Annotated in this window: 6 protein-coding genes; 2 read left to right on the plus strand and 4 right to left on the minus strand. The window is 64.1% G+C overall.

Annotated elements, in window-relative coordinates; all coding sequences use genetic code 11:
- From NPS47_RS23155 to NPS47_RS23165, 3 genes are all read right to left on the minus strand, one after another.
- On the minus strand, positions 1 to 397 hold a 397-nt coding region (locus NPS47_RS23155), incomplete at its 3' end, for a DUF4123 domain-containing protein (RefSeq protein ID WP_274297073.1).
- Entirely contained in the window at positions 394 to 2,418 is a 2,025-nt protein-coding gene (locus NPS47_RS23160) for a type VI secretion system tip protein VgrG (protein ID WP_274297074.1), read from the minus strand. The genes NPS47_RS23155 and NPS47_RS23160, both read right to left, overlap by 4 nt.
- Before the next feature lie 169 nt (positions 2,419 to 2,587).
- A complete protein-coding gene (locus tag NPS47_RS23165; protein ID WP_274297075.1) occupies positions 2,588 to 3,940 on the minus strand; it encodes an MATE family efflux transporter in 1,353 nt (450 codons plus the stop codon).
- Between the two features lie 101 nt (positions 3,941 to 4,041).
- On the opposite strand from NPS47_RS23165, the gene NPS47_RS23170 reads away from it, so the two are divergent.
- Complete coding sequence (locus NPS47_RS23170) at positions 4,042 to 8,946, plus strand: alpha-2-macroglobulin family protein (RefSeq protein ID WP_274297076.1); 4,905 nt, start codon at positions 4,042 to 4,044, stop codon at positions 8,944 to 8,946.
- Between the two features lie 85 nt (positions 8,947 to 9,031).
- Here the strand turns inward: NPS47_RS23170 and NPS47_RS23175 are convergent, their stop codons facing one another.
- On the minus strand, positions 9,032 to 9,325 hold the full coding sequence (locus NPS47_RS23175; RefSeq protein ID WP_274297077.1) for a hypothetical protein: 294 nt from the start codon (positions 9,323 to 9,325) through the stop codon (positions 9,032 to 9,034).
- A 98-nt stretch (positions 9,326 to 9,423) separates the two neighbouring features.
- Here NPS47_RS23175 and pbpC point away from each other — a divergent pair, with 98 nt between their 5' ends.
- Positions 9,424 to 11,757: a peptidoglycan glycosyltransferase PbpC gene (gene pbpC / locus NPS47_RS23180; protein WP_274297078.1), complete on the plus strand. Its 2,334-nt coding sequence runs from the start codon at positions 9,424 to 9,426 to the stop codon at positions 11,755 to 11,757.
- Positions 11,758 to 11,855: the final 98 nt, after the last annotated feature.

An 11,855-nucleotide genomic window follows, 5' to 3' on the forward strand; every position in this document is an offset into this window, starting at 1 on the left:
TGATCAGGCGGATCGGGCCCATCAACCGGTCACGCTCCCGGGGCGCCAGGTCTGCCAGCCACAAGGGCGTGATACGGGGGTCGTAATAGCGAAAAAAGGCCTTGGCATCGCCCTCGAAGCGGGCGTGAATCAGGCTGCGCAGGTGTTGCACTACCGCCGCCTCATTGACCTCGGACTCCAGCCAGATACCCGCCGTCGTACTCCACTCTTGGCTAAAGGCATGCGCCAGCGGGCTGTTCGGCACGACCGGCAGCAACACCGGGCTCACCGTTACCAGCGCGCTGTACGCAGTCTGTTGATACAGCAATTGATACGCCGTACTGCCGGCGAGCTCGAACAGGCGATTCGGCAGGTTGTCGATCAGGGCGCCATCGAGCAGCAAATACGCCTGACTCATGGGTTCGACTCCGCTAGTTTTTGGCATGCGGCGCAGAACGGTGCGGCTTGCTGAGCGGCCTGCCGCAACGCCGCTTCCTGGGTAACCGCCGGCAAAGCATCCAGCGCCGCGGCAACCATCGGTATGGCCGAAAGGGCCTGCTGCGCGGGCACCCCCGATACCGGTGCACCGCCCAGAACGATGGGGACGCTGCTGAAGATTGCGCCGGGACCGATGACGAGATGCTGGCCGCCGCCTTTCAAGGTGATGCTGGCGCCGGCATCGAGGATCACTTGCGCCCCGGCATTCAGGTGCACTTGCTGACCGGCCTCGACCACCAGCGTTTGCCCGACCCGGGTGTGGATGCTGCTGGCGACTTGCAGGTAGTCGTTGGCCTTGAGTTCGACCTTGCGATCCGCCGTCACAGTGCGCTGATCTTCAGCTTCCAGCACCGCAATGCTGTTGCCCTTGATGGTTTCCCGGCGTTCGTTACCCACCTCAAGCTGGCTGTCGTTCTCGATCTTTTGCTCGAGATCGCGCTGGGCACGCAGGTAGATTTTTTCCTGCCCGGCCCGGTCTTCGAGCGACAACTCGTTGTAGCCACCACCGGCGGGCGAACTGCGGCTGCGCAACACGGTCTTGGTTTTGTTCGCGGGCAACGGGTACGGCACCGCCGTGCGGGTATTGGGCACGCAGCCGGTAATCAACGGCTGGTCGGGGTCACCTTCCAGGTAGGTCACCACCACTTCCATACCGATGCGCGGGATGGTCACCGCGCCAAAACCCTCACCGGCCCAGCTGGATGAAACCCGTAGCCAGCAACTGCTCTTGTCGCTGTTCAGCTCGGCACGGTCCCAATGGAACTCGACTTTGACCCGGCCATGCTCATCGCAGAAGATTTCTTCGCCCTCAGGCCCGGTTACGCGGGCGGTCTGGCTGACCAGCACGGGTTTTCGGGTGACCAGCGGTGGCCGGTAGAACACGTCCCAGGGAATGGCGCTGAAGCTGTTGCGGTAGCCTTGGCTGAAGCCGTCCTCGGCCTGGCTGTCGCTGTCGGCCGACTCCTCCAGTACCTGCGGCTGCTTGCCTTCGTGCGTCACACTGAGCAGGAGCCACAAGTCGTTGCAGGTTTTACGCGGGTGCTCGCGCAGGTCGAAGAAATGACCGCTGCGCAAGTTCGGCTGATCGCTCTTGCCTTCGGCCAGCTGATAGTCGCTGCGGTGCCGCTCCAAGGCCTGACGGGCCAGCTGTTTGCCGCGTTCTTCGGTGTCGATCGGCGTGGGGTAGTGGTAGTCCTCGAGCGCCGGCTTGAACTCGGCGGTGCACTGGTTCTCCACTAACCGGCTTGGCCTTTTCAGGTCGTAGTCGCGCCGGGTGACCTTAGTGGTCCGGGTACTGAAGCGCTGGGAGAACTGGCTGATGACCGGGTGATCGGCCACCTGCCCGGTGCCTTGCTGATACGGCGTTTCCCCCAGCTTGGGAAAGAAGGTCTGGTCTTCGGTGAACACCAGCCGGTGACCGTCCGGGCTGTGCTCGTGATGCCAGGCAATGCCTTCTTCACTGCACAGTCTTTGCAGTAGCTGGTAGTCGTTTTCGAAGTATTGAGTGCAGTATTCGCGCACGGGACTGTTGCGGACATGGAAGCTATAGGCATCGGCCTGAATGCCATGGCCGTGGAGCACCTGGGCGATAATCTGCGGCACCGTCAGCTGCTGGAAAATCCGCTGGTTATGGCTGAACTGCAAGTAGTGCAGGGCTGGCACCAGAGTCAGGTGATAACGGGTCAGACGTGTACCGGGCTCGCCGACCCTGACATCTTCGATCCGCCCATGGATACCTTCGCCATTCAGGCCGAACTGAAGGAACGCCGGCTGACTGAGCAGGCTTTCGAGGTCGAAGTCGGGGTACTCGCTGACCAGCTCGACCTGGATCGCATACAAGCAACTGATGGTTTCGGTACCGTCAAACGCCAGCACCTTGAAATCGTTGCGCACAGAAGGGAGCAAAAACGCGAAGTGCGCAGCATTGGCCGACGCGAACATAGGCTTATCCTTAAGCTGAAAAGTGAAAGCACAACGCGATGTCCAGGCGAACGCCCGGGCACGCTCAAATTTCAGCGCACGCTACCAAGGCAGCAAAGGAATTGATGTAAGACGCATCCTAAAGCGCGTGGGAAATTTCGCTTTCTCACACTCTGAGTGGCGCAGTGGCCTAGGTGTGGTCTGCGCGCACAAACCACCCATCCCGCTGCTGCAACCGCCAGCCCATCAGCCCCAGCGTCACCCCGCGCAAGGCCATGAACAGCAGAAAGCCCAGCCACACGCCATGGTTGCCCAGGTCTCTGGCGACATAGGCGACCGGCAAGGCAATCGCCACGCTGAGCAACATGCCATTGCGCATCTCCCGCGCCCGCGTCGCCCCGATGAACAGGCCATCGAGCAAGTAGCTCCACACCGCCACCAGCGGCAACAGCGCCAGATAAGGCAAGTACTGGTAGGCCGTGGCGCGCACGCTGTCGATATCGGTCTGCATATTGATGAACAGGTGCCCGCCAAACAGAAACAGCACGGCAAAGCCACTGCTGGCCAGCAGCGACCAGCCGCAGGCCACGGTCAGCGAGCGCCGCAAGGCCTGGCGATCACCGGCACCGATGGCATGCCCGCACAAGGCCTCGACCGCATGGGCCAGGCCATCGAGGGCATAGGCGGTCAGCAGCAGGCCATTGAGCAACAGGGCATTGGCCGCGACAGTGGCTTCACCCAAACGCGCGCCCTGCACGGTGATCAGGAAGAACACCGCCTGCAAGGCCAGGCTGCGGATGAAAATGTCGCGGTTGACGGCCAGCAATGGCCGCCAGCTCTGCCAGCGGCGCAGCAGGGCCCAGGCGACTTGCCCCGGGTAAGCGCGCAAGGCCGGGCGGGTCAGGGCCAGGCCGAGCAGGGCGGCACTCCATTCGGCAATCACCGAGGCCCGCGCCGAACCGATCACGCCCCAGTCCAGGCCCAGCACGAACCACAGGTTGAGGGCGATGTTGAGCAGGTTGGTGGTCAGCAGAATCACCAGCGGTGCCTTGGCGTTCTGGGTGCCGAGGAACCAGCCGACCAGGGCGAAACTGGCGAGCGCCGCTGGCAGGCCGAACAGGCGGGTCTGGAAAAAGTCCTGGGTCGATTGCTCCAGCGCCGCCGACGGCTGCATCAACTGCAGGGCCAAGTGACTGAAGGGCAGGGCCAGCAGGCCCAGCAGCAACGCGAACAGCAGCGCCAGCAACAAACCCTGTACCAGTACCTGGCGCAACGCTGCGCCATCGGCACGCCCGGCGGCCTGGGCGGCAAACCCGGTGGAGCCCATGCGCAGAAAACCCATGACCCAGGCGAGGAAGGTGTACAGGCTGGCGCCCACGGCGACCGCACCGAGCTGATGAGCATGCGGCAGATGGCCGATCACGGCGCTATCGACCAGCGCCACCAGGGGGACGGAAATATTCGAGAGAATCATTGGCGCGGCCAGGGCCCAGACCTTGCGGTGGGTCGGGCGGTCGCGCCAGTCGGTCAACAATCGGGACATGTCGGCTCCAGGCAAGCCGGACATTGTAGCCGCAGCGCACGCAGGCGGCCCGGTTGATATATAGTTCTTCCCTCAGAACCTGCTGCCAAAGAGTTTTTCCCATGCTCAACAAAGGATTGTTGCTGGCCTGCGCGCTGGCGTTGCTCAGCGCCTGCGACTCGTCTGCTCCGGACAAGCCAGCCCCGGCTCCGGCCCCCACGCCTGTGCAGACGCAGGAAGCCGCCAAGCCGGCCCGTGAAGACGCCGCGACCCTGGCCAAGCGTTATGCCGGTCGCGAACTGAGCGTCGTGGATGTCTCGGAAGTTCAGGTCGATGGCGCCAGCGCGCTGTCCTTGAGCTTTTCGGTGCCACTGGATGCACAGCAGAATTTTGCCGACCGGGTGCACCTGGTCGATACCGTCAAAGGCAAGGTCGACGGTGCCTGGGAGCTCTCCGACAACGGTATGGAGCTGCGCCTGCGTCACCTCGAGCCGCAACGCAAACTGGTGCTGACCATCGATGCCGGCCTGCAGGCCGTTAACGGCGAACGCCTGGCCGCTGAATCGGTCAGCCGTCTGGAAACCCGCGACATGCAGGCCACCATCGGTTTCGCCAGCCGTGGTTCGCTGCTGCCGACGCGCCTGGCCGAAGGGCTGCCGGTGATCGCCCTGAACGTCAACAAGGTCGATGTCGAGTTCTTCCGCATCAAGCCTGAATCGTTGTCGTCGTTCCTCAGTGCCTGGGGCCGCAACAGCAGCCTGTACTACTACCAGTCGAAAGAAACCCTGGACATGGCCGAGCTGGTTTACAGCGGCCGTTTCGACCTCAACCCGGCGCGCAACACCCGTGAAACCGTGTTGCTGCCGATCGCCGGAATCAAGCCGCTGCAGGAGCCGGGCGTGTACCTGGCGGTGATGCGTGCGTCGGGCACCTACGACTACTCGCAACCGGCCACCCTGTTCACCCTCAGCGACATCGGTGTGTCTGCACACCGTTACCAGAACCGCATGGACGTATTTACCCAAGGGCTGGAAGGCGGCAAGGCGTTGAGTGGCGTCAACCTTGAGCTGCTCGATGCCGAAGGGCGGGTGCTCGGCCAAGGCAAGACCGACAGCGACGGCCATGCCCAGCTGCCGATGCCGCCGAAGGCGGAAACCCTGCTGGCCCATCAGGGCGTGCACACCACCATGCTGCGCCTGAACAGTGCCGCGCTGGACCTGGCGGAGTTCGACATCACCGGCCCGCAAGCCAACCCCCTGCAGTTCTTCGTCTTCGGTCCACGCGACCTGTACCGCCCAGGCGAGACCGTGCTGCTCAATGGCCTGTTGCGCGATCAGGACGGTCGTCCGCTGAAGCCGCAGCCGGTGACCGTGGAAGTGCGCCGGCCGGATGAACAGATCAGCCGCAAGTTCGTTTGGGAACCGGGCAGCAATGGCCTCTACCAGTACCCGCTGCAACTGGCGACTGAAGCCCCGACCGGGCGCTGGCAGTTGTTGTTTGACCTGGGCGGCGGCAAGAAGCAGATCTACGAGTTTCTCGTCGAAGACTTCCTGCCCGAGCGTCTGGCCCTGGAACTCAAAGGCAGCGATGAGCCGCTGAGTCCTGAGCAGAGCGCCGAGATCGACGTCAATGGCCGCTACCTCTATGGCGCCCCGGCTTCCGGCAACCGCCTGAGCGGCCAGGCTTATGTGCGCCCGCTGCGCGAAGCGGTAGCGGCGTTGCCGGGCTATCAGTTCGGTTCGATCACCGAGCAGGAGCTGAGCCAGGACCTGGAGCTGGATGAAGTTACCCTGGACGCCAACGGCAAGACGACGATCAGCATCGAAAGCAAATGGTCCGAAGCCCGTTCGCCGCTGCAACTGACGGTGCAAGCCAGCTTGCAGGAGTCCGGTGGCCGGCCGATCACCCGGCGCCTGGAACAGCCGATCTGGCCCGCCGAACGCCTGCCGGGGCTGCGCGGCTTGTTCGACGGTGAAGAAACCGACAGCGATGGTCCGGTGGAATTCGAAGTGCTGGTCGCCGACCGTGACGGCAACAAGCTGGCGGCCAACAATCTCAAGGTGCGCCTGATTCGCGAGCGTCGGGACTACTACTGGAACTACTCGCAGAGTGACGGCTGGAGCTACAACTTCAACGAGAAGTTCCTGACCCAGAGTGAAGAGACGGTCAATATCAAGGCCGGCTCGACCGCCAAGCTCAACTTCCAGGTTGAATGGGGCCCGTACCGCGTCGAGGTCGAAGACCCGCAGACCGGCCTGGTCTCCAGCGCGCGCTTCTGGGCCGGCTACCGTGCCCAGGACAACGCCGACGGCGGTGCCGTGCGTCCGGACCAGGTCAAGTTGGCCCTGGACAAACCATCCTACGCCGATGGCGCTACCGCCAACGTGACGGTCACGCCACCTGCGGCCGGTACCGGTTACCTGATGGTCGAGTCCAGTGAAGGGCCGCTGTGGTGGCAGGAGATCGACGTGCCCGCCGAAGGCAAGACCTTCGCCATCAACCTCGAGCGTAAATGGGCACGCCATGACCTGTATGTCAGCGCCCTGGTGATTCGTCCGGGCGAGCGCAAGGTCAACGCCACGCCCAAGCGTGCGGTCGGTGTGCTGCACCTGCCGCTGGATCGTGGCGAACGCAAGCTGGCGGTGACCCTTAGCGCGCCGGAAAAAATGCGTCCCAAGCAGCCGTTGACGGTCAAGGTCCAGGCCCGCAATGCCGACGGCAGCGTGCCCAAACAGGTGCATGTGCTACTCGCCGCGGTAGACGTGGGCATTCTCAATATCACCGATTACACCACGCCAGACCCGTTCACCGGCATGTTCGGCCGCAAGGCTTATGGCGCCGACCAGTTGGACATCTATGGGCAGTTGATCGAAGCCGGTCAGGGCCGTCTGGCCAGCCTCGCTTTCGGTGGCGATGCGGCGATGGCCAAGGGCGGCAAGCGCCCGAACACCAGCGTCACCATCGTCGCCCAGCAGAGCGCGCCGGTGACCCTCAACGACAACGGCGAAGGCGAGGCCAGCGTCGATATCCCCGACTTCAACGGTGAATTGCGCCTGATGGCCCAGGCCTGGACCGATGAGCGCTATGGCGTGGCTGAAGGCAAGACCGTTGTCGCCGCGCCGTTGATCGCTGAGCTGTCGGCGCCGCGCTTCCTCGCCGGTGGCGACAGCACCACCCTGGCGCTGGATGTCTCGAACCTGTCCGGGCAGGCGCAAAAACTCAACGTGCGCCTGAGCACCGAAGGCCAGTTGAGCCTGATGCGCGCAGCCGAGCAAAGCCTCGAACTGACCCAGGGCAAGCGTGTCACCCTGCTGGTACCGGTGCAGGCCAACGGTGGTCTGGGCCAGGGCAAGGTCAAGGTCGAAGTGACCGGGCTGCAACTGCCGGGTGAGACGGCCACAGCCTTCAGCCGCGAATGGACTTTGGGCGTGCGTCCGGCGTACCCGGCGATGCTCAAGCACTACCGGGTGGCGCTCAACGATCAACCGTGGAGCCTGCCGGAGGCTGATCTGGCCGCATTCGAGCCGGCCGGTCTGGAGGCGATGCTGGCCTTGTCCAGCCGTCCGCCGCTGAACCTGGCCGAACAGATCCGTGCCCTGGAAGCCTACCCCTATGGCTGCCTTGAGCAGACCACCAGTGGTCTGTATCCCTCGTTGTATGCCGATGCCGCGACCCTCAAGCGTCTGGGCATCAGCGGCGAGCCCGCCGAAGTGCGCAAGCGCAAGATCGAGATGGGTATCGAGCACTTGCTGGGCATGCAGCGCTACAACGGCAGCTTCGGCCTGTGGAGTTCGGATTCCGAAGAGGAGTATTGGCTGACGGCCTATGTCACCGATTTCCTGCTGCGGGCTCGCGAGCAGGGTTATGCGGTGCCTGCCGAGGCCCTGAAAAAGGCCAGTGAGCGTCTGCTGCGCTATCTGCAGGAGCGCAACCTGATCGAGGTCAACTACAGCAACAATGCCGAGCACAGCCGTTTTGCCGTGCAGGCCTATGCTGCCCTGGTGCTGGCCCGCACCCAGCAGGCGCCGCTGGGCGCGCTGCGCAGCCTGTTCGAGCGGCGCAGCGATGCCCGCTCCGGCTTGCCTTTGGTGCAGCTGGCCATTGCCCTGGAAAAAATGGGTGACAAGCCCCGTGCGCAGCAAGCCTTGCAAGCGGGCCTGGCGGTCAGCCGCAACGACAAGGACTGGCTGGGCGACTACGGCAGCCCGGTGCGCGACCAGGCCTTGATCCTGGCCTTGCTCGAAGAGAACAACCTGGCCAGCACCCAGCTGGATCAACGGCTGTTCCAGTTGTCCGACCAGGTCGCGGCCAGCCAGTGGTTGTCGACCCAGGAACGCAACGCCTTGTTCCTCGCCGGCCGCGGCTTGCTGAACAAACCGGAAGGCAAGTGGTCGGCGCGTCTGGACAGTGCCGGCGAATTGCGTGACCTGGACAGCGCGCAGTCGGGTCTGAAACTGGAAGGGCCACTGCTGGCTTCGCCGCTGACCGTGCAGAATCAGGGCAGCGACACCCTGTACCAGCAACTGACCCTGTCCGGTTATCCACGCTACGCCCCGGCGCCGAGCAGCTCGGGCATGAACATTCGTCGTGAGTACCTCGGTTTGAACGGTCGGGCCCTGGATATCCGTGCGCTCAAGAGTGGTGATCTGGTGCTGGTGCACCTGGCCGTGACCGCCACCTCCCGGGTGCCGGATGCGCTGGTGGTCGACCTGCTGCCTGCCGGCCTCGAGCTGGAAAACCAGAACCTGGCGCAGAGCGCGGCGAGCCTGGACAACGCCAGCAGTGCGGTCAAACAGTGGCGCGACTCGATGCAGAACGCCAACATCGTGCACCAGGAGTTCCGCGATGATCGTTACGTTGCGGCGTTGCCTGTGGACAGCTACGGCACCACGCACTTGCTGTACCTGGCGCGTGCAGTGACCCCGGGTACCTACCGGGTGCCGCCGCCGCAGGTGGAGTCGATGTATCGACCGAACCTGCAGTCGGTGGGGGAATCGGCAGGTGAGATGGTGATCAAAGGTCGCTAAAGGGAATCGGTAGGAGCGGGCTTGCCCCGCGATTGCGGTGTGTCAGTTACATCGCATCGCGGGGCAAGCCCGCTCCCACCCACCGTCAGTGAATGATCCAGCTCATAACCCACAAGCCCAGCACCAGCCAGATGATGCCGAGGATGATCGAGGCACGCATGAAGGCACGGATGGCCGAGTACAGCAGCATCAAGCCGATGATCAGGGCAACGATGCTGACCAGCGAGGTGTCCATGCCCAATGTGCGCGCCAGGCCATCGATGAAATTGCCACCGGCGTTGGCCAGCAGGTTGAACAACCCGCTCAGGCCATCGACGACAAAGCGGATCAGTGCCCCCAACGCCTGGCCGAGCCACTCGAAAAAACCTTCTACATGCATAGTTGCTTCCTGATGATCGTATCGGCGAATCTGCCGTTGCCAACCCTTTGGCTGTGTACTGGCCTGCTCAGTTCCCTGGCCAGCGACACGGAGGCCTGATGCCCATCTTAGCGAAACGCCTGAGTGTCGTATCGGCTGTCGTGCTGTTGTGCGCCGCGCTGTTGTGGGCGGCTGACCGTCTGTGGCCTTTGCCGCTGCCGGCCGATGACCTGGCGCGCGTGGTGCTGGCTGAAGACGGCACGCCGTTGTGGCGTTTCGCCGATGCCGACGGGGTCTGGCGTTATCCGGTCAGTGCCGATCAGGTATCGCCCTTTTACCTGCAGGCGCTGCTGACCTACGAGGATCGCTGGTTCTACCACCATCCCGGGGTCAATCCACTGGCCCTGGCTCGTGCTGCCTGGCAAAACCTGCGCGGCGGACGGGTGCTGTCGGGTGGCAGTACCCTGTCGATGCAGGTCGCGCGGCTGCTCGATCCGCATGCGCGCACGCTGCCGGGCAAGCTGCGTCAGTTGTGGCGCACGGCCCAGCTGGAGTGGCACCTGAGCAAGGCGCAGATTCTGGAAATCTACCTCAATCGCGCCCCCTTCGGCGGGACCTTGCAGGGCGTGGCAGCAGCCAGTTGGGCCTATCTGGGCAAATCGCCGCAACACCTGACGCCGTCTGAAGCGGCCATGCTCGCGGTACTGCCCCAGGCGCCAAGCCGCTTGCGTCCGGACCGGCACCCGGCACGCGCGCAAGCGGCCCGCGACAAAGTGCTCAAACGCCTGGCCGAGTACCAGGTATGGCCCGAGCAACGCGTCATCGAGGCGATGGAAGAGCCATTGTTACTGGCACCACGTCAGGAACCTGCGCTGGCACCGTTGCTGGCGCGCCGCCTGAACCGGCCACACAGTCCGCCGCTGATCCGCACCACGCTCGATGCGGCGCTGCAGCGGCGCCTGGAAGACTTGCTGCTCGGTTGGCGCGCCCGCCTGCCCGAGCGCACCTCGGCGGCAATTCTGGTGGTTGAGGCGCAGACCATGGCGGTACGCGCTTACCTTGGCTCGGTCGACCTGAACGATGAGCGCCGTTTCGGTCATGTCGACATGATCACCGCATTACGTTCCCCCGGTTCGACCCTCAAACCGTTTCTCTATGGCATGGCCATGGACGATGGTCTGATTCATTCCGAATCCTTGCTGCAGGACGTGCCCAGACGCTACGGCGACTATCGCCCGGGGAATTTCTCCATGGGCTTCAGCGGCCCGGTGGCGGCCAGCTCCGCCCTGGCGCTGTCACTCAATCTGCCTGCGGTGCAGTTGCTTGAAGCCTATGGCCCCAAGCGCTTTGCCGCGCAGATGCGCAATGGCGGTGTGCCGTTGACCTTGCCCCCGCTGGCAGAACCGAACCTGTCGTTGATCCTCGGTGGCGCGGGCAGTCGCCTGGAAGACCTGGTGGCCGGTTACGGTGCGCTGTCTCGCGGTGGCTTGAGTGCGCCCATGCGTTTGCAGCCGGACGCACCGCTGCTCGAACACCGACTGCTGTCGCCAGGCAGCGCCTGGATCATCCGGCGCATTCTCAGTGGCCAGGCACGTCCGGACCGCGATCCGCATGCTGAACTGGTACAGCGTCCGCTGCTGGCCTGGAAGACAGGCACCAGCTATGGCTTTCGCGATGCCTGGTCGATTGGCGTCGGACCGCGCTATCTGATCGGTATCTGGATCGGGCGCCCGGATGGCACACCGGTACCCGGACAGTTCGGCCTGGCGTCGGCGGCGCCGTTGATGCTGCAGGTCCATGATGTGCTGAGCAATCGCGACAGCCAGCGCGGTATTGCCGTGCCGGTGGCGGCGGTGCCGGATAATGTCGGGGTGGCCGCAATCTGCTGGCCGCTGGGGCAACCGCTGGCCCGCCAGGACAGCAATTGCCGGCGTCAGCGTTTTGCCTGGACCCTGGATGGCACCACGCCGCCGACTTTGCAGGCCGCCGACCAACCCCTGAGCGTCGGGTTGCGTGAAACCGTGTGGGTCAACGCACAAGGGCAGCGGGTTGATGCCAGTTGCCCGGGCGCTCAGGCCAGGGAGATTGCCTTGTGGCCTGCGCCGCTGGAACCCTGGTTGCCCCGCGTGGAGCGTCGCGAAGCACGGCTGCCCGCGGTAGATCCGCAGTGCCCACCGCAGGTAGCGGCCACGGCACCGCCGCTGTCCATCGTCGGCGTGCGCCAGGGCGATCAACTGCGCCGTCCGGCTGCCAGCAGCGAACCGTTGCGTCTTGAGGTTTCGGCGCTGGGCGGCAGTGGGCGGCGCTGGTGGTTCCTCAATGGCGCGCCGCTCGGTGAGTCGCAGGGCCAGGAGCACTTGAGCGCTCGCTTCGAGCAGAGCGGGCGGGTGGAGTTGAGCGCGTTGGACGAGAGCGGCCAGACCGCGCGGGTCGAGTTTCAGATCAATGAATGAGCGGGCTGGGTGGCAGCCCCTTTCTGATTAGACGACCCTGCGCGCAGCACCTACGCTTGAACCTGACGAGGGAGCCGTCCTGGTGCTCTTGTATCTGT

The sequence above is a fragment of the Pseudomonas putida genome (assembly GCF_028682475.1).
Classification (GTDB): Bacteria; Pseudomonadota; Gammaproteobacteria; order Pseudomonadales; family Pseudomonadaceae; genus Aquipseudomonas; species Aquipseudomonas putida_AG.